General features: G+C 73.9%; 13 protein-coding genes. 5 read left to right on the forward strand and 8 right to left on the reverse strand.

What is annotated here, in order from left to right; genetic code table 11:
• Position 1: 1 nt before the first annotated feature.
• The 3 genes from murJ to F1D97_RS03455 form a co-directional block, all read right to left on the reverse strand.
• Entirely contained in the window at positions 2-2,182 is a 2,181-nt protein-coding gene (gene murJ, locus F1D97_RS03445; RefSeq protein ID WP_236122329.1) for a murein biosynthesis integral membrane protein MurJ, read from the reverse strand.
• A complete protein-coding gene (locus F1D97_RS03450; RefSeq protein ID WP_236122330.1) occupies positions 2,179-4,440 on the reverse strand; it encodes a DUF6049 family protein in 2,262 nt (753 codons plus the stop codon). The genes murJ and F1D97_RS03450 overlap by 4 nt, the downstream gene beginning before the upstream one ends.
• Before the next feature lie 71 nt (positions 4,441-4,511).
• Positions 4,512-5,075 (reverse strand): NUDIX hydrolase, encoded by a 564-nt coding sequence (locus F1D97_RS03455; RefSeq protein WP_236122331.1) that lies wholly within the window; start codon positions 5,073-5,075, stop codon positions 4,512-4,514.
• 81 nt (positions 5,076-5,156) lie between these two features.
• Here F1D97_RS03455 and F1D97_RS03460 point away from each other — a divergent pair, with 81 nt between their 5' ends.
• Complete coding sequence (locus tag F1D97_RS03460; RefSeq protein WP_396022552.1) at positions 5,157-6,626, forward strand: CCA tRNA nucleotidyltransferase; 1,470 nt, start codon at positions 5,157-5,159, stop codon at positions 6,624-6,626.
• Positions 6,627-6,636: 10 nt separating this feature from the next.
• Here F1D97_RS03460 and F1D97_RS03465 read toward each other — a convergent pair whose 3' ends face one another.
• Both F1D97_RS03465 and F1D97_RS03470 read right to left on the reverse strand, forming a co-directional pair.
• A complete protein-coding gene (locus F1D97_RS03465) occupies positions 6,637-7,071 on the reverse strand; it encodes a hypothetical protein (protein WP_236122332.1) in 435 nt (144 codons plus the stop codon).
• A 62-nt stretch (positions 7,072-7,133) separates the two neighbouring features.
• The gene (locus F1D97_RS03470; protein ID WP_236122333.1) at positions 7,134-8,444 is read right to left on the reverse strand and encodes an MFS transporter; all 1,311 of its coding nucleotides are present in this window, start codon (positions 8,442-8,444) and stop codon (positions 7,134-7,136) included.
• 229 nt (positions 8,445-8,673) lie between these two features.
• On the opposite strand from F1D97_RS03470, the gene F1D97_RS03475 reads away from it, so the two are divergent.
• Positions 8,674-9,210, forward strand: coding sequence for a sigma-70 family RNA polymerase sigma factor (locus tag F1D97_RS03475; RefSeq protein WP_236122334.1), 537 nt, complete (start codon positions 8,674-8,676; stop codon positions 9,208-9,210).
• On the forward strand, positions 9,200-10,543 hold the full coding sequence (locus F1D97_RS03480; RefSeq protein WP_236122335.1) for a hypothetical protein: 1,344 nt from the start codon (positions 9,200-9,202) through the stop codon (positions 10,541-10,543). Before F1D97_RS03475 ends, F1D97_RS03480 begins: the two co-directional genes overlap by 11 nt.
• 142 nt (positions 10,544-10,685) lie before the next feature.
• Here the strand turns inward: F1D97_RS03480 and F1D97_RS03485 are convergent, their stop codons facing one another.
• The 3 genes from F1D97_RS03485 to F1D97_RS03495 all read right to left on the reverse strand — a co-directional run bounded on the left by F1D97_RS03485 (position 10,686) and on the right by F1D97_RS03495 (position 13,768).
• Complete coding sequence (locus F1D97_RS03485) at positions 10,686-11,804, reverse strand: hypothetical protein (RefSeq protein WP_236122336.1); 1,119 nt, start codon at positions 11,802-11,804, stop codon at positions 10,686-10,688.
• A gap of 222 nt (positions 11,805-12,026) precedes the next feature.
• A complete protein-coding gene (locus tag F1D97_RS03490) occupies positions 12,027-13,121 on the reverse strand; it encodes an inositol-3-phosphate synthase (RefSeq protein ID WP_236122337.1) in 1,095 nt (364 codons plus the stop codon).
• Positions 13,118-13,768, reverse strand: coding sequence for a PadR family transcriptional regulator (locus F1D97_RS03495; protein ID WP_236122338.1), 651 nt, complete (start codon positions 13,766-13,768; stop codon positions 13,118-13,120). The genes F1D97_RS03490 and F1D97_RS03495 overlap by 4 nt, the downstream gene beginning before the upstream one ends.
• Positions 13,769-14,113: 345 nt before the next feature.
• On the opposite strand from F1D97_RS03495, the gene F1D97_RS03500 reads away from it, so the two are divergent.
• Both F1D97_RS03500 and rpsF read left to right on the forward strand, forming a co-directional pair.
• Positions 14,114-16,579 (forward strand): penicillin-binding protein, encoded by a 2,466-nt coding sequence (locus F1D97_RS03500; RefSeq protein ID WP_236122339.1) that lies wholly within the window; start codon positions 14,114-14,116, stop codon positions 16,577-16,579.
• Between the two features lie 205 nt (positions 16,580-16,784).
• Entirely contained in the window at positions 16,785-17,078 is a 294-nt protein-coding gene (gene rpsF / locus F1D97_RS03505) for a 30S ribosomal protein S6 (RefSeq protein ID WP_236122340.1), read from the forward strand.
• The last annotated feature ends 10 nt before the right edge of the window (positions 17,079-17,088 follow it).

Here is a 17,088-nt window from a genome sequence, read left to right on the forward strand (position 1 = left end):
TCTAGACGGGCCCGCCGGGGGTCTGCGGTCCACCTGGGGACGGACGCTCGTCGTCCCCGCCGTCGAACCGGGGCCAGGGCCGGGCCTCGGGCCCGGCGTCGGGACGTGCCTGGGGACCGGCCGCAGGACCAACCCCGGGACCAACCTCGGGACCGGCCACGGGACCGGCCACGGGACCCGCCCCCGGACCGAGATCGGGCGCCGCCGCGGGCTCGTCGTCCCCGCCCAGCCAGTCGGACATGGGCCGGCTCGGCCGGTACAGCGGGTGACCGGGCGGGTAGTGCGGGCGCGAGCGCGCGGTGCGCGGTGGCCGCGGCGCGGGCGGCAGCTCGGGCACCAGCGGTGCGGCACCGGGCGGCGCCTCGGCGACCATCGGGTCGCCGACGCCGGACCCGGGCCACGCGGCCCACGGGGTGAGCGGGTAGTGCGGTTGGGAGGTCGCGCGGCGCGGGGCGCGCGTGGGCGCGGCGTCGGCCTCGTCGGGCTCGGGTGCGGGCGGGGCCCCGGGGGCGAGGACCCGCAGGAGGGGGCGCAACGGCCGCACGCCGGACAGGCGCCCGACGACGGGGCGCAGCAGGTCGTCGAGCTCGCGCACGCGCAGGGCGCGCAGGACCTTGACGTAGACGAGCACCATGGCGAGCCCGACGAGCACGCACGTGACGGCCGCGACGACGAACCCGCCGGGCAGCAGCCAGGACAGCAGCAGCAGGAGCCCGAGCCCGACGAGCGCGGCGGGGACCGCGGCGAGCAGCGCGCGCAGGTGCAGGCGCAGGACGCGCCCGCCGTCGACGCCGTGCAGGCGCTGGTGCAGGTGCCGCAGGGCGACCACGGATCCGACGAGGTAGGACACGCTCATCGCGACGCCGACGCCGACCACCCAGTACGTCGCGGGCAGCACGGCCCGGGCGACGAGCGCACCGCCCACGACGACGAGCGCCATGCCGACCTGCACGGGCACCATCGAGCGGGTGTCCTCGTACGCGTAGTAGACGCGCTGGCACATGGACCACGCGCCGAACGCGGGCAGGCCGATGACCATCGCGACGACGACCTGCGCGACCGCGTCGGTGGCCTGCGCGGTCGCGGACGGCAGGATCAACTGCGTGACGGGGATGGCGAGCACCGCGAGCACGGCGGCGGCGAGCACGGTGAACACGCCGACGACGCGCATGCCGTAGGACAGCGTGGCGCGCACGGCGCGGGCGTCGCCGTCGTGCGCCTGCTCGGCGAGGCGCGTGAACAGCGCGGTCGCGAGCGACACCGTGACCAGCGAGTGCGGCAGCATGAAGATGAGGAAGGCCGCGTCGTAGGCCGCGTTGGACGCGACGTCGGTGGCCCGGTCGGCGGCCCCGGGGGCCTGCGAGACGACGCGCGAGACGACGACGTAGGCGAGCTGCCCGACGCCGAGCCCGACGAGCGTCCACGTGGCGACGCGGCCGGCCCGGCCGAGCCCCGCGTCCCGCACGCCCCACCGCGGCCGGTACCGCACCCCGGCGGCGCGCAGCGCGGGGAACAGCACGAGCGCCTGGGCGACGACGCCGAGCGTCGCGGCGCCGGCGAGCACGACGACCTGCGACGTGCCCCACGCCTTCGCGCTCGCGTACCCGGACTCCGGGACCGCGCCGAACGCGACGATGAAGACGAGGAACCCGATGATCGACACGACGTTGTTGACGACGGGCGCCCACATGTACGGCCCGAACGAGCTGCGGGCGTTGAGCACCTGGCCGAGCAGCGCGTACACGCCGTAGAAGAAGACCTGCGGCACGCACCAGTAGGCGAACGTGACGGCGAGGTCCATCTGGGCGGGGCTGGCCGCGTCGGCGTACAGGCGCACGAGCAGGGGCGCGGCGAGCGTGAGGACGGCCGTGAGGCCGAACAGGACGACGAACCCGAAGGTCAGGAGCTTGTCGACGTAGACCTGGCCGGCGCCGCTCTTGTACGCGCGCACGACCTGCGGCACGAGGACGGCGTTGAGGACGCCGCCGACGAGCAGCATGTACATGACGTTCGGGAGCTTGTTGGCGACCGCGAACGCGTCGGCGGCCTGGCCGGTCGCGCCGATCGCGGCGAACAGCACCATCGACCGCAGCAGCCCGAGCAGGCGGGAGACGGCGGTGCCGGACGCCATGACGGCCGCACCGCGGCGCAGGCGCCCGTCGTCGGACCGTGCGCCGCTCACCGGACGGCACCCTCGTCGTGCGCCTCGTCGGCCGGCGTCCCGGGACGTCCCTCGTCGACCCGTCCTTCGTCGACCCGTCCCTCGTCGACCCGCGGCTCGCCGTCGGCGGGCGTGCCGCCCAGGACGGGCAGGGTCACGGGACCGGTGGACTCCGAGACGGTGCGCGCGCCGCGGCGGGCGCTCTGGCCGCGCCGCACGGTGCGCACGATGCCGAGCGCGAGCCCGAGCGCCAGCAGGATGCCGACGACGACCGTGCCGACGCTCTCGATCGTGGGGGAGACCCGCGCGGAGAACGCGATGGGCTCGGCGACGTCCTGCCCGGACGGGCCGACGAGCTGCACCTCGACGAGCACGTCGCAGTTCGCGTGCGCCTCGAGCGGCACGGTGACCGCGGTGTCGCCGGGGTCGAGCACGGGTGTCTCGAACACCCCGACCGTGAGGCACGCCTTGCGGGGGTCGACGACGAGCCGGGCGTTGACGGGCACGGCGAGCTCGTTGCGCACGGTGAGACGCAGGTCGCTCGTCGTCGCGATGACGTTGAGGTCGCTGGTCTCGACGATCGACAGGCCGGTGGTCCGCGCGAGCACCTGCTCGACGGTCTGGTCGACGAGCTCGGCGCGCTGGCTCGGCCGGGCGCGCCACGCGACCGCGAGGGGCGCGAGCACCTGGTCGTCGACGCCCGCGAGGAACGCGTCGGGCTCGTCGAGCACCTCGCTGAACGAGCGCGCGGACTCGCGCGCGTCGGCGAGCGCCGTCACGGCGGCGGGGGCGAGCTCGTCGCGCGTCGTGGTGAGGGCGGGGGCGCGGTCGGCGCGTGCGTTGCGCGGTCCGGCGAGGACCTCGGTGAGCGTGGCCTGGCGCGTCCAGGGCGCGGAGTCGAGTGCGCTGGTCACGGCGGCGAGGATCCCGCTGTCGGGTGCGGTCAGGCGGTCCGTGGCGATGACGACGCCCGCGGGGCCGGGCTCCTCGTGGGAGACGACCGAGAGCTCGGCGAGGACGCGCTGCGCGGTGCCCGCCGGGGTGGCGCTCGCGTCGCCGCCGCCGTCGACGACGAGCCGCGAGAGGACCGCGTCGGGCACGACGGTGGTCACGGGACCGGATGCGGCCGCGAGCGACCGCACGGAGTCCGACGAGTCCTCCTCGCCCGGCGCGAGGACGCCGTCCGCCGCGGGAGCCTCGTCGGGATCCGTGACCGCGGCAGGGTCGGGGTGCGCGAGGATCGCGGCCGCGCCCGCGGCAGTGACGGCGTCGAGGGTCGCGTCGTCCGGGGTGCCGTCGTCCGCGGCCCACAGCAGCAGACGCTGGCCGCCCTCCAGGTCGGCCTGCGTGCGGTCCGCGGCCACCTGCAGGAGCGAGCTCTGGCCCGCGTGCTGCACGGCGGCGACGTCCGGGTCGGCCCACGGGAGGCCGTACGAGTCGTGGCCGGCCATCGCGGCGCGCAGCTTCTGCGCGAACCGCTGCGCCGACGCGCTGCCGGTCTCCGCGAGCGGCAGGAGGGACGGGTCGACGACGACGGTCACGTCCTCGTCGACGGTCGCGGCGTCGAGCATGGCGCGCAGGCGCCCGCCCGGTGCGGTGAGGGCGTCGAGGTCGTCGTCGGCCGCCTGCGCCGCCGCGACCGCGGCGGACGTCGCCTCGACGGTGCCGTCGGTCCCGGTCGGCGCGCCGGACGGCTCCTCCTTGCCGGGCAGGTCGTCGGGGTCGGTGGGCGGCACCGGGGCGTCGGCGGGGCCGACGAACGGCAGGACGACCGACACGGGCACGCGCGGTGGCTGGTCGTCGGTCGGGTTCCAGAGGATGTACGTGCGCTCGAGGCCGAGGCGCTCGCCCCGCGCGGCGACCTCGACGGCCATGCCGCGCGCGCCCCACAGGCCGGGGCGGTCCGTCAGGCCCACCTCGTCCGCCGGGAGCGTGAGCGTCAAGGTGCGCGGCGCGTCGGGCAGGAGCGGCTCCTCCAGGGGGACGCGGACCACGGCGAGCCCCGCGGGCTCGTCGAGCGTGCGGTCCGCCCACGCGGCGACCTCGTCGCGCGAGCCCATGCGGAACCGGTTGAGCCACAGGACGGCCTGCGCGTCCTCGACGGGCGCGGTCGTCGTGTTCGTGACCGCGACCGTGACCGTGAGGTCCTCACCGGGGTCGAGCACCTGCGGCGAGATCGACACGATGCGCACGTCCACGCTCGCCTCGTCGTCGGCCCGTGCGGTCGACGTGCGGGACGCGGCGGGTGCGACGACGAGCACGGCGGCCAGCGTCAGCACCGCGGCGAGCGCCGTGCGGACCCGAGCCCGGGAGGTCCGGTGCGTGCGTCCCGGCCGGGGTTCGACGCCGCTCATGCCTCGCCGACGAGCACCACGAGCGCGGCCTCGGCGAGCCGGCGCTCGTTCGGGTACGCCAACCGGTCCGGCAGCATCGAGACGGGCACCCACGCCGCGTCCTCGGCCTCGCCGTCCGGGTCCCCCTCGACGGTCAGCGTGCCGCCGACCGCGCCGAGCAGGAAGTGGTGCACCACCTTGTGGACGCGCCGGTCGTCGCCGGAGAACCAGTAGTCGATCACCCCGAGCCGACGCAGGACCTGCCCGCGGATGCCGGTCTCCTCGGCGATCTCGCGCACGGCTGCCTCCTCGGGCGTCTCCTCGCCCTCGAGGTGGCCCTTCGGCAGGCACCACTCGAGCCGTCCGCCCCGGTTGCGCCGGGCGATCACGGCGGCGTGGTACACCCCGTCGCGCAGCTGCACGACGAGCCCGCCCGCGGACGTCTCGTCCACCACGGGCAGCGGTGCCGCGGCGGAGGCCGCCGCCCGCACGGGGGCGGCGGGTCGCGGGGCGTGCAGCCGGTGCCCTCCGGGCGGCGCCGGGACGCCCCGCTGAGGGGACGGGTGCGCGGCGCCGGACATGCGTGCCACTGTAACGACTTGCCCCGCCCCGACCCGAACCCGCAAGCCGGGGGACACGGCGCGCCACCTAGAATCGGGCGGGTGCCCGACGACACGCCCTCCCTCCTCGCGCTGCAGAAGCGCGCCCTCGGCGTGCTCGCCACGCTCCCGGCCGACGCCCTCGAGCTCGGTGAGCTGTTCCGCGCCGCCGGTCACGAGCTCGCGCTCGTCGGCGGGCCCGTGCGCGACGCGTTCCTCGGGCGCGTGTCGTCGGACCTGGACTTCACGACGTCCGCGACGCCCGACGAGACCGAGGCGCTGCTCGCGCGCTGGGGCGACGCCCACTGGGACATCGGCCGGGAGTTCGGCACGATCGGCGCGCGGCGGTTCGGCCGGCGGCGGGGCGGCGACGACGTCGTCGTCGAGGTCACCACGTACCGCACCGACGCGTACGACCCGTCGTCGCGCAAGCCCGAGGTCGTGTTCGGCGACACCCTCGAGGGCGACCTGTCGCGCCGTGACTTCACGGTCAACTCGATGGCGGTACGCCTGCCCGACCTGACGTTCGTCGACCCGTTCGGCGGGCTCGAGGACCTCGCGCGCCGCACGCTGCGCACCCCCGTGGACCCGCGGCATTCGTTCGACGACGACCCGCTGCGGATGATGCGCGCCGCGCGGTTCGCCGCGCAGCTCGGCTTCACCGTCGACCCCGCGGCCCGTGAGGCGATCGTCGAGCAGGCCGAGCGCATCGCGATCGTGTCCGCCGAGCGTGTGCGCGACGAGCTGTCGAAGCTCCTGCTGTCCGCCCAGCCGCGCCTCGGCCTGCAGGTGCTCGTCGAGACCGGCCTGGCCGACCACGTGCTGCCCGAGCTGCCCGCGCTGCGCCTCGAGATCGACGAGCACCACCGCCACAAGGACGTGTACGAGCACTCGCTGACCGTGCTCGAGAAGGCGATCGCGCTGGAGACCGGCCCCGACGGCGCCGTCCCCGGTCCGGACCTGGTGCTGCGCCTCGCGGCGCTCCTGCACGACATCGGCAAGCCCCGCACCCGCAAGTTCGAGCCCGGCGGCGGCGTCTCGTTCCACCACCACGAGATGGTCGGCGCCAAGCTCGTCGCGAAGCGCCTCAAGGCCCTGCGGTACGACAAGGCGACCGCGCAGGCCGTCGCACGGCTCACCGAGCTGCACCTGCGGTTCCACGGCTACGGCGAGGGCGGCTGGACCGACTCCGCCGTGCGCCGCTACGTCACCGACGCCGGCCCGCTGCTCGAGCGCCTGCACCGCCTGACCCGCTCCGACTGCACCACGCGCAACGTCCGCAAGGCGCAGCGCCTGTCCGCCGCGTACGACGACCTCGAGGTGCGCATCGCGCGGCTCAAGGAGCAGGAGGAGCTCGACTCGATCCGCCCCGACCTGGACGGCACGCAGATCATGGAGATCCTCGGCCTGAAGCCCGGGCGCGAGGTCGGCGAGGCGTACAAGTTCCTCCTCGCGCAGCGCATGGAGCACGGCCCGCTCGGCCCCGAGCGCGCCGAGGCCGAGCTCCGCGCCTGGTGGACCACCCGCTCCTGACGCTCAGCTCCTAGGCGGGGCAGTCGAGGGTGCCGGTGATGCGGGCGCCCTCGCTGATCTTCTTCTGCATCCCGGACAGCGGGATGCGCACGACGATCCCCTCGACGTCCTCGAGCCGGAACCCGTTGCGGTCGCCGCGGCCGGCGGTCGTGGACTGGAACGTGAGCTCGTCGTCGATCTTCACCTGGACCATCGCCTCCCCGAGGGGGTCGACGAGCGCGGCGACGGTGCCGTCCTCGGTGGCGAGGCGACGACGGTCGGGGGTGATGTCGTCGGTGCACACGGTGGCCTCGGCCTGGATGCTGAGCTGCTGCTGCTCGCCGTTCTCGTCGGCGTAGGTGAGGTCGATGTCCGCGGAGCCGGGGGCGGCGGCCGTCCCGCAGCCGGCGGCCAGGAGAGCGGCGAGGACCGGGACGAGGGGGATGATCCGGTGTCTGCGGGGCACGGGCCGCAACCGTAGCGATACCGGACACCCCGTCGGGGGTCCTGAAACGTTCTGACGTGCGCCTACGTGGCGGGGACCGGTACCGGGACGGGGTGGCGGCGGGTGGCGAGGCCGTAGCCGAGGGCGCCGAGGAGGTAGCCGACGGTCAGGACGACGAACAGGCCGGTGGACCAGCCGGTGTCGGGCAGCGCGGCCGCGGCGAGCGCGGCGGCCCCGACGAACGCGGCGTTGTAGAGGACGTCGTACAACGCGAACGCGCGCCCGCGGTACGCGTCGCCGGTGTCGCGCTGGACGATCGTGTCGACGGCGATCTTGGTGCCCTGCGCGGCGAGGCCGAGCAGCGCGGCGGCGACGAGCACGGGGCCGCGCTGGTAGGTGAACGCGAGCACGCCCTGGCTGACGGCGGCGAGCAGCAGGCAGCCGGTGATCCACGCGTGCACGCCGGTGAGCGGCGAGAGCGTGGGGGTCGCGACGATGGCGAGCGCGAACCCGACGGCGGTCGCGGCGAGCACGGTCGCGAACGTCGCGAGCCCCTGCGCCGGGTCGGCCGGGTCGGCGAGCAGGTTGCGGGAGATGAGGATGCTCGCGATGAACACGACGCCGTACAGGAACCGGTGGTACGCCATGACGCCGAGCGCCTGGCCGGGGGTGCGGCGCGCGACGAGGTAGCGCGCGCCCTCGACGAGCCCGCGCAGCAGGACGAGCAGCGCGGCGCGCATCCGGGCGGCGTCGGACGCCTCGTCGGGACCGAGCCGGTCGCGCGAGAACCCGGCGGCGACGGCGGCGGCCGCGCCCATGGTGAGCGCGGCGAGGACGAGCGCGGCTCCGTCGCGGGTCGAGCCGGCGGGGAGCACCCACCCGAGCACGAGCCCCACGCCGCTGCCGACGCCGTTCGCGGCGGTGCCGAGCGTGGGCGTCACGGAGTTCGCGGTGAGCAGCAGCCGGCCCTCGACGACGTGCGGCAGGGACGCGGACAGCGCGGACAGCAGGAACCGGTTGACGGACAGCACGACGAGCGCGAGCACGTACACGGCCGGCCCGACGCCGACGGTCACCATCACGGCGGCGGTCGCGAGCGTGAGCCCGAGCCGCACCACGTTCCCGACGAGCAGCACCTGCCGGCGCTGCCACCGGTCGAGCAGCACCCCGGCCCACGGCCCGACGATCGTGAACGGCAGCAGCAGCACGGCGAACGCGGCGGCGACACCGCCGGCGGTCGTCGCGTTCTCGGGGGAGAAGAAGAACAGGGTCGCGAGCCCCACCTGGAACATGCCGTCGGCGCACTGGCTGACGAGCCGCACCGACAGGAGCCTGCGGAACCCCCGCAGCGGCCACAGCTCCTTGAGGTCCGCGATCACCTGCACGCGCGTCATCCTCGCACCCGCGTGGGCTCGCCCCGGCGCGCAGGTCGTCGGCGCGCTGCGCCACCTGGAGGACCTGTCGGCAGCTCACCGCCGGCGGGGCCCGGTCGTGTCGTGTGACGGGCGTCACGTGCGCGCGTGGCCGCCCGCCCCAACTCGGCCTCCCGGCACGGCGTTCTGACAGTGTCCGAGGGACGGACCAAGACGACCGGGGGGACCCATGATCCGTCGGTGGGAACCGATGCTCGACCAGCTGGTGCGGGAGCGATATCCGCGCCTGCTGTCCCGGGCCACGCTGCTGTGCGGCACGCGCCATGACGCGGAGGACCTGGTGCAGGACGCCCTGGTCGCCACGTTCGGCGGCCGGGCGCGCTTCGAGTCGGTCGCGGAGGCCGAGCACTACGTGCGCCGTGCGATCGCGACCAGGTACGTCGACCGCGCACGGCGCCTCGGCCGGGAGCGCGACGCGCAGCGCCGGCTCGCGGGGGAGCGTGCCGCGGTCGTCGAGATCGACCTGCCGGGGCTGACGCGCGAGCTCGTCGACGCGCTGTCCGTGCTGGCCCCGCGGGTGCGGGCGTGCGTGGTGCTGCGCTACCTCGACGACCTGACGATCCGCGAGACCGCGCAGTCCCTCGGCATCTCGGAGGGCGCGGTCAAGCGCTACACGTCCGACGGCGTCTCGCTGCTCAACGCGGCGCTGGGCACCACGTCCACCGACTCGTCCACCGATGCCGAGTCCGTCCCCGTCCAGCCGAAGGAGGTGCGCCGTGGCGCGTGACCTGAACGAGTTCCTGCAGGCCGTGGCCGACGCCGACGAGCGCTCGCTCGACGGCCTGGCCGCCGACGGGCCGCTCGAGCGCGCCCGACGCGGCGTCCGGCGCCGCCGGGTGGTGCGGCACACGCAGACCGCCGCGCTGTGCGTGGCCGCCGTCGCGGCGCTCGCGGGCGGTGCGCTGCTCGCGGACTCCGACCGCGGCCGGCCGGTCGACCCGGCGACGCACGGGGTCACGCAGGGCCCGCTCGTCGAGACCCCCGGCATCCCGCCGTACCGCGCGCTCACGCCGGACGTGCTGTCCGAGGCCGACGCCGGCTGGGTGCTGAGCGTGCACCTCGCCGAGCCGTCCGACCCCGAGGGCGTGCGGGACCCCGGTGGCGACGTGGTGCTCCTGACGTCGCCCGAGGGCGACTCCTACCGCGTCCCGGGCGTCGCGCCCGGCTCGCAGCTCGAGGTGCTGACCTGGGACGGCTCCGACGAGACCGCCGTGGTGCGGCAGGTCGTCGACGGGTCCGGCCAGCGCGCGCTGCTCGACCTGGCCGACGGCACGGTCACGCCCGACGCGCGCGGCCTCGCGCCCGACTCCGACTTCGTGGGCCGGGTCGCGGACGGCGAGCTCTGGTACGACGAGCGCTTCGTCGTCCTCGAGGACGACGGCGGCCGCCGCGACGTGTACGACGCCCCGCGCGACAGCCTGAGCCTCGTCGACCCGACCGGTCACCGCATGATCGGCAGCCGCGACGACCTCACGACCTCCGAGCGCCACTCGTACGACGTCGTGGACCTGGAGACCGGCGACGTCGACGGCCCGTACCCGCTGGTGGACGGCGACGAGACCTGCGACGTCGCGGCGTGGCTCGACGCGTCGACGCTCCTGGCGCGCTGCGCCGAGGGCACCGCGTGGGACGAGGGCTTCGACGAGGTCGAGATCGACCTGTCCGGCGACGAGCCGACCCGGACCACCACCACGACCGTGGGTCCGCAGGACCCGTACCTGCTCTCCGCGCAGTGGCTCGCCGACGGCGTGCTCGTCGGCGACACGTTCCAGCCCGGTGACGTCGAGGCCTGCGGGTCGATGGGCACGTACCTGCGCGAGCGCGACGGGTCCCTGACGGTGGTCGAGGAGGCCCAGCGCGGGCTGTTCCTCGCGACCGTGCCGCAGACCGCCGACGGACTGGTGTACGTCAAGGCCGAGCAGGGCTGCAACGGCGAGCAGGCCCCGTCCACGCTCACGGTCCACGACCCGGCGACGGGCGCCGCCCACGCGCTGCTGCCCTTCCCGGTCGACAACCGCGGCGACCGCCCCGGCATGCTCAGCTGGACCATCGCCCGCTGAGCCCCCGGAACGGGCGGAGGGACGCTCACCGGACGAGCGTCCCTCCACCCGTTCGAGCGTTCTGCGACGCGCACCCCAACCGATCGGGGCCACGCCTGGGGCTGAGCGGTTCGCCGCGGCGGGTGAACGGGTGGAGAAGCGCTCACCAGGCGAGCGCTTCTCCACCCGTTGCGGCTCGCGCGGGACCGAGCGGGCACGTGGGGGAGCAGGGGCGCGGTGCCGCTCGCCAGCCGCGGGCGGTCAGGGCCGCCGCGAGCTGCATGGCCGTGGCGCAGGGGGTCACGGCCACGTGCCGCCACCGGTAGCGCAGCGTCGTGTCGCCGCTGGTCAGGAGCACGGCGTTGTCGCGCCACACGTCGTCGTCCGTCGCGCCGAACGGGTGCGCCAGGCTCCCGTCCAGCTCCGCCCGCACGCCGAGCCCGACGTACACGCGGTCCGCCCGGATCCACCGCCCGGCCACGCGCTCCCACCGCTGCGCCACACCGCGCGGCAACCCGTGCGCCCGCTCCACGTCCCGCGTGAACCGGTGCTCCAACGGCGACTCCACCCCGGCGCGCACCTCGTCGAGCATCGCGAGCAGGAGGGCTCGCCCGGGCAGCCGCGCCCGCCGCCGCGCGAACGACAGCAGCGCGTCCGGCTGCACCCCGCCCCGCACGGCATCGCAGATCAGCCCGACGACCGCGTCCGTCACGTCCCGCCGCACCCCGACCGGCCCGGCCTCGTCGCGAGAGCCGCGCCGCGCGTCGCTGCCCGCGCTCGCGGGCCGGGCCCCGGATGCGACGCGGACGGGGGTGGCGGCGTCGACGAGCATGTCGAGGACCGCCTCGGCCGGCTCCACGGCGGGCAGCACGCCGCCGGACCAGCGGGTGCGCCGGGTGCGGTGGACGACGATCCCGCGCTGCGCGGTCACGGTCCGCCCGTGCGGGACGACGACGTGCACCACGGGTCCGGGCTCGCGCAGCACGCCGTGGTGGTACGCGGCGGACCGGTGCGTCAGGGCGGCACCGGGTCCCGCGTAGAGCAGCGCGGCGCGCGCCCGTTGCCGCCAGCTCGTCGGACCGGACTGCAGCACGACGACCCCGCGGAACGCCCGCTGCCAGTCCCCGGCCGCCACCCGCCGCCGCACGGTGGCGGACGCGTACCCCCACCCGACGAGCTGCGCGGTGGTGGCCACGGCGTCCTGGCGCACGACGACGCGTCGCACGTCGGGCGCCATGCCGCGCACGGCCGGCAGCCCACCGACCCGCCCTGTCGCGTCCACGCCCCGACCCTGCCGGACGACCCGCCACGCGCGCGGGCCCCATCCACAGCCTCTCCGACGAGAACGGGTGGAGAAACGCTCACCTGGCGAGCGCTTCTCCACCCGTTGCGCAAAGCCGTACCGCGTCGCGGGCGGGCGGCTGGGGGTGGAGACGGCGGGAGGGCCCCGACGCGGTGTGCGTCGGGGCCCTCCCGGGAGCCGTCAGGCGTGATCAGGCTGGGGTCAGCGCTCGATCTCGCCGCGGATGAAGGCCTCGAGCTGGGCGCGGCCCTTGCCGTCCTCCATCTGCACCGGCGGCGACTTCATGAAGTACGTCGCGGCGGACAGGATCGGGCCACCGACGCCACGGTCCTTGGCGATCTTCGCCGCGCGCAGCGCGTCGATGATGATGCCGGCCGAGTTGGGGGAGTCCCACACCTCGAGCTTGTACTCGAGGTTCAGGGGCACCTCGCCGAACGCGCGGCCCTCGAGGCGGACGTACGCCCACTTGCGGTCGTCGAGCCACGCGACGTAGTCCGACGGGCCGATGTGGACGTTGCGGTCCTCCTTCTTGCCGGCCAGCGGGCCGTCCTCGAGGTTCGACGTCACGGCCTGCGTCTTCGAGATCTTCTTGGACTCCAGGCGCTCGCGCTCGAGCATGTTCTTGAAGTCCATGTTGCCGCCGACGTTCAGCTGGTACGTGCGGTCCAGGATGACGCCGCGGTCCTCGAACAGGCGGGCGAGCACGCGGTGCGTGATGGTCGCGCCGACCTGCGACTTGATGTCGTCGCCGACGATCGGGACACCGGCGGCCTCGAACTTCGCGGCCCACTCCGGGTCGGACGCGATGAAGACGGGCAGCGCGTTGACGAAGGCGACGTTCGCGTCGATCGCGCACTGCGCGTAGAACTTCGCGGCGGCCTCGGAACCGACGGGCAGGTAGCAGATCAGGACGTCGACCTTGTTGTCCTTGAGCGTCTGGACGACGTCGACCGGCTCGGCGTCCGACTCCTCGATGGTCTGGGAGTAGTACTTGCCCAGGCCGTCGAGCGTGTGGCCGCGCTGGACGGTCACGCCGAGCGGCGGGACGTCCGTGATCTTGATGGTGTTGTTCTCCGACGCGACGATCGCCTCGGACAGGTCGAAGCCGACCTTCTTCGCGTCGACGTCGAAGGCAGCGACGAACTCGATGTCCTTGACGTGGTAGTCGCCGAACTGCACGTGCATGAGCCCGGGGACCTTGCCGTCGGCCGGCGTGTCGGCGTAGTAGTGGACGCCCTGGACGAGCGACGCGGCGCAGTTGCCGACGCCGACGATGGCGACGCGGATGGAGGTCATCCTCGCTCCTTCTCGGTGGATCTGGCCGGAGCGGCGTGCTCGCCGTCGGCGGTGGACGTGGCTCCGGTGCGGTGACCGGGGCCGGCGGGACGCGCGCGGCGGACGCCACGCTCGTTGTCGATGAGCCCGTCGAGCCAACGGACCTCGCGCTCGGCCTGCTCCAGGCCGTGGCGCTGCAGCTCGAGCGTGTACTCGTCCATGCGCTCGCGCGTGCGAGAGATGGACTGGCGGATCGTCTCGAGCCGTTCGGTCAGGCGGGTGCGCCGACCCTCGAGGATCCGCAGCCGGGTCTCGGCGTCGGTCTGCGCGAAGAACGCGAACCGCACGTCGAAGTTCTCGTCCTCCCAGGCCGCGGGGCCGGACGTGGCGAGCACCGACTGGAGGTGCTCCTTGCCGTCCGCGGTGATCTGGTAGACGATCCGGGCGCGCTTGCTGCCGACGGCGTGGGGGTCGGCCGGCGACTCGGTCCCGACGATCCAGCCACGCTCGGCGAGCGACTTCAGGCACGGGTACAGAGACCCGTAGGACAGGGCCCGGAACGAGCCGAGGACGAGGTTGAGCCGCTTGCGCAGCTCGTACCCGTGCATCGGCGACTCGTGCAGCAGCCCGAGGATCGCCGGCTCGAGCACGTCGGAACGACCGCGCACTCCTGGCACCTCCTCTAGGCTGGGCTCCGCACCTCGGACGTCGGTCCGATGTATCCGGGGCGATCTACTGAAGTGATGTATCAAGTCGATACATCGCGCAGACTATGCCGCGCGGCTCGTCGGACACAAGTCGCCTGCGCCCCGCACGCGGCGTGACCCCGCCCACAGCCGGGCGCCACGGCGTGCCGATCCTGTGAAAGGTCCTGGGACGAGTCCCGACGAGGCGTCGCACGCCCGGCCTTCTCGCGCATACTGGGCGGCGCGTCCGCTGCGCACCCCCCGACCGACCCGGCCGGGCACGTCGCCGCAGCGCACGCCCCTCGTCGTCGTCAGGAAGGCATCACGTTGGCCGGCTCCTCCCGCGCGTCCGCGAGGTCGCGCCGCAGCACGCCGCGTGGCTCCCGCGCCCGCTCGACCAGCGCCCCCACGGGCAAGCGCAAGTTCTTCGACTACCCGCGCAGCGGGTACACCGGCCTGCACCGGTGGCTGCCGTCGTGGCGGTTCATGCTCGGCTCGTTCCTCAGCGGCGTGTTCCTCGTCGCCGGTGCCGTCGTCGCCGCCTACGCGACGATCGACGTGCCCAAGCCCGGCGAGGACGTCAAGGCGCAGACGTCGACCGTGTACTACGCGGACGGCACGACCGTCCTGGGCACGTTCGCGGTGCAGAAGCGCGAGATCGTCGAGCTCGAGACGCTCCCCGACTGGGTCGGCGACTCCGTCGTCGCCGCCGAGGACCGCACGTTCTACGACAACAAGGGCGTCTCGATCACCGGCATGGGGCGCGCGTTCCTCAACAACGTGCGCGGCGGCGACAAGCAGGGCGGCTCGACCCTCACGCAGCAGTACGTCGAGCGGTACTACGTGGACAAGACGACGACGGACTACGTCGGCAAGTTCAAGGAGGTGCTGCTCGCCGTCAAGATCACGAACAAGGAGTCGAAGCCCGAGATCCTCGAGCGGTACCTCAACACCATCTACTTCGGCCGCGACTCCTACGGCATCCAGGCGGCCGCGAAGTCGTACTTCGACGTCGACGCCAAGGACCTGACGATCTCGCAGTCCGCCATGCTCGCCGCGATCATCCCGTCGCCCAACAACTGGGACCCGGCCGTGCGCCCACAGCAGGCCGAGGCGCGCTGGAAGATCGTCATCGGCCGCATGCTCGAGGACGGGCACATCACCAAGAAGCAGCACGACGAGGCGACGTTCCCCGAGACCGTCGAGTACGTGCGCTCCTCGAAGTACGAGGGCCCCAACGGCCACCTGCTGAAGATGGTCGAGGACGAGATGGCCGGCGAGGCCATCGGCATCAGCAAGGAGAAGCTGGACCGCGGCGGGTACAAGGTCGTGACGACCATCCAGAAGCCCGTGCAGGACGAGCTCCTCACGTCGGTCGGCCGGCTCATGAACGGTGAGCTCACCGACGGCGAGACCCCGCCCCAGCCGGACAAGCTGAAGATCGCCGTGTCGTCGGTCGACCCCGCCACGGGCGGCATCGTCGCGCTGTACGGCGGCCCCGACTTCCTCACGGACCAGATCAACCGCGCGACCTTCGGCGACGGCGTCCAGGCAGGCTCGACGTTCAAGCCGTTCACGCTCGTCGCGGCGCTGCAGGAGGGCATCTCGCTCGAGAAGCGCTACTCCGGACGCTCGCCCATGAAGCTCGACGGGTGGGGCGAGGCCGACACCCAGGTGACGAACTTCAGCGGCAGCTCCTACGGCACGATCGACCTCGTCGACGCGACCGCGGACTCCGTCAACACCGTGTACGCGCAGCTCAACCTCGAGGTCGGGCCGGACAAGACGGCCGCGGTGGCGAACGCCGCGGGGATCACGACGCCCGTCGAGAACAACCCGGCGAACGTCCTCGGCTCGGCGACCGTGCACCCGCTCGACATGGCGAGCGCGTACGCCACGTTCGCCGCGCAGGGCGTGCACCACGACGCGCACGTCGTCGCGCAGGTGCTCAACCCGAACGGCTCGGTCAACTTCGAGACCGACGGCAACCCGGAGCGCCGGTTCGCCGAGGACGTCATGGCGGACGCGACGTACGCCATGACGCAGGTCGTCGAGCGCGGCTCCGGCAAGCCGTACATCAAGCCGCTGGGCGTGCCCGTCGCCGGGAAGACCGGCACCTCGACCGGCAACCTCTCAGCGTGGTTCGTCGGCTACACGCCGACGATCGCGACGTCCGTCGCGCTGAGCCAGGTCGGCGACGACGGCAGGTCGCAGAACAGCATCGAGCCGTTCGGCCCGAGCCCGTACGGCGGCAAGCTCATCGAGGTCACCGGCTCGTCCATCCCCGCGCGCCTGTGGGCGGAGTACATGGGCCCGGTGCTGCAGATGGAGCAGTTCGCGAAGGAGCGGGACTTCCCGCCGCGCGCCGACGTGGGGGACGAGCCCACGCAGCGTCCGACGACGACGCCCACGCCGACCCCGACGCCGACGCCGACCGCCGAGCCGACGCAGGACGACACCGCGAAGGTGCCGTACCGCCTGCAGGGCAAGACGCAGGCCGACGCGACGGCCGCCCTGCTCGCGGTCGGGCTCGAGCCGGTGATCGTGACCAAGCCGTCCGACGACGTCCCGGCGGGCCGGGTCATCTCCGTCGACCCCGGTGCGGGCACGCGCGTGCCGATCGGGTCGCAGGTGACGCTCGTCGTGTCCTCGGGTCCCAAGCCCGAGCCGACGAAGAAGCCGGAACCCACCAAGAAGCCGGACCCGACGACGTCCCCGAGCCCCGACCCGACCGAGGACGCGCCTCCGGACGCCGAGGAGGACCCCGGGGACGGGGAGGGCGGTGGGGCCTGACGCCCCGTCGTCCACAACCGGACGATTTCGCCGCGGCGGAACTGCGCCGGTAGGCTAGAACATTGCTGTGCCCGCTCACCCCTGCCGCCATCGGCGGGGACGCGGGACGGTGACCGGGTCCGACGAGGACCGGGCCACCGCAGCGACGCACGAGAACCCTCCTGTCACGGAACGACCGTGACCGCTGAGACCAGAGGAGGTGGGTATGAGCCTGCGTCAGTACGAGATCATGATCATCCTCGACCCCGAGATCGAGGAGCGCACCGTCGCCCCGTCGCTCGACAAGTACCTGTCGGTCGTCAAGACCGACGGTGGCACGGTCGACAAGGTGGACGTCTGGGGTCGTCGCCGCCTGGCGTACGACATCAAGAAGAAGTCCGAGGGCATCTACGCGGTGGTCGACTTCACCGCTGAGCCGGCGACGGCCAAGGAGCTCGACCGTCAGCTCGGCCTCAACGAGGTCGTCCTGCGCACCAAGGTCCTCCGCCGCGAGGCGTGACCTGTGGGTG

The sequence above is a fragment of the Cellulomonas palmilytica genome (genome assembly GCF_021590045.1).
GTDB lineage: Bacteria > Actinomycetota > Actinomycetes > Actinomycetales > Cellulomonadaceae > Cellulomonas > Cellulomonas palmilytica.

What these genes read in the sequence shown, in the direction of transcription:
- F1D97_RS03455 (WP_236122331.1), bottom strand. Translation starts at nt 5,075, where the DNA reads ATGTCCGGCGCCGCGCACCCGTCCCCTCAGCGGGGCGTCCCGGCGCCG.
- F1D97_RS03470 (WP_236122333.1), bottom strand. Translation starts at nt 8,444, where the DNA reads ATGACGCGCGTGCAGGTGATCGCGGACCTCAAGGAGCTGTGGCCGCTG.
- F1D97_RS03475 (WP_236122334.1), top strand. Translation starts at nt 8,674, where the DNA reads ATGCTCGACCAGCTGGTGCGGGAGCGATATCCGCGCCTGCTGTCCCGG.
- F1D97_RS03490 (WP_236122337.1), bottom strand. Translation starts at nt 13,121, where the DNA reads ATGACCTCCATCCGCGTCGCCATCGTCGGCGTCGGCAACTGCGCCGCG.
- rpsF (WP_236122340.1), top strand. Translation starts at nt 16,785, where the DNA reads ATGAGCCTGCGTCAGTACGAGATCATGATCATCCTCGACCCCGAGATC.